This is a genomic window from Neobacillus drentensis NBRC 102427, from assembly GCF_001591445.1.
GTDB classification, from domain to species: domain Bacteria; phylum Bacillota; class Bacilli; order Bacillales; family Cytobacillaceae; genus Neobacillus; species Neobacillus drentensis.
This window is the reverse complement of record NZ_BCUX01000139.1, coordinates 1-1,170: the sequence shown is the minus strand read 5'-3', so window position 1 is coordinate 1,170 and position 1,170 is coordinate 1. Positions and strand designations below refer to the sequence as shown.

The following is a 1,170-nucleotide window of genomic DNA, read 5'->3' as shown; positions in this document are numbered from 1 at the left end:
TTAATCTGCCCTGGTTTATTTTATGATGGTCTACGTCCATTTAAAGCAACCTCCGCCATAAAAGGTGAGTATGTTTTCAATATTCTTGTGGATTCTGCGCTAAGCACACCGCCCAGATAGTTACGGAGCCGCTTCTTAATATAGGGATTTGACTCAATGAAATGGGCCATATCCATGTATTTATCCTCCAATGCAAAGACAACATTTCGTATATTTGCAAGAGTAATCGTTGATAGGCACATCATGCACGGTTCAACCGTGGTATAAAGAATACATTCCCGGGCATGTTTTCGTAAATAAGAAGCACATTGATTCATCGCATGTATTTCGGCATGTGCAAGCTCGCTATCCATCGTATTTATTCGATTGGATCCACGCGAGATAATGGTGCCATTGTGGACGATAACAGCGCCAATTGGCCGGTCCCCACGCTTTCCAGCCTCCTCCGCTTCTTTTAATGCTTCCCCCATAAAAGATTGATGATTGTATTCATTGAAATTTGCCAGCAAATTGCTCCCCACCTTATTTTTCGATACTATTAAAATATCAGATTTTTTTAAAAAAATACTTAGTAAGATCACATTGTAGAAATATAGTCATGAATAAGAACATATTTTTAATGGTTAGGAAAGAGGGAGTTGAAATGGTTCTGTATCGAATTAGACATGGTGTAAAAGAAGACGAGGAGTTTTTATGGGAGATGTTGTATCAAGCATTTTATATCCCCGAAGGTGAGCCACGGCCTACAAGGGACATTTTGAGTGATCCAAATATTGCCCAATCATTAAATGGCTGGGGAAGAAAGGGAGATACTGCCTTAATTGCAATAACTGCAAATCATACGCCAATTGGGGCTGTCTGGATTCGAATATTTGATGAAACCAATAAAACCTATGGCTATTTGGATGAAAATACTCCTCTATTAGGAATGGCTCTCCTTCCGGATTACAGGGGAAAGGGAATTGGCACGGCACTTCTTGGAGAAATGCTAAAGGTCGCTAAAGAATCAGGATTTAGCAGGATTTCTTTGAGTGTGGATCCAAACAATACGGCTCTTCATTTATATGAAAAATTTGGCTTCAAAAAGGTAGGAGTGGACGGGACATCTTGGAATATGGTTGTTTTTTTTAAATGAAATAAAGACGCCCCCGCCACTAGATTAGTGGCGGG

2 protein-coding genes are annotated in these 1,170 nt (G+C 40.0%); one reads left to right on the top strand and one right to left on the bottom strand.

The window, feature by feature from the left end; translation table 11 throughout:
- Positions 1–20 precede the first annotated feature (20 nt).
- On the bottom strand, positions 21–509 hold the full coding sequence (locus tag BDR01S_RS24555) for a nucleoside deaminase (protein ID WP_066363406.1): 489 nt from the start codon (positions 507–509) through the stop codon (positions 21–23).
- Between the two features lie 134 nt (positions 510–643).
- Between BDR01S_RS24555 and BDR01S_RS24550 the strand changes: the two genes are divergently transcribed.
- On the top strand, positions 644–1,135 hold the full coding sequence (locus BDR01S_RS24550; protein WP_066250887.1) for a GNAT family N-acetyltransferase: 492 nt from the start codon (positions 644–646) through the stop codon (positions 1,133–1,135).
- The last annotated feature ends 35 nt before the right edge of the window (positions 1,136–1,170 follow it).

Coding starts and splice junctions, on each gene's coding strand:
- BDR01S_RS24550 (WP_066250887.1), top strand. CDS start 644: ATGGTTCTGTATCGAATTAGACATGGTGTAAAAGAAGACGAGGAGTTT.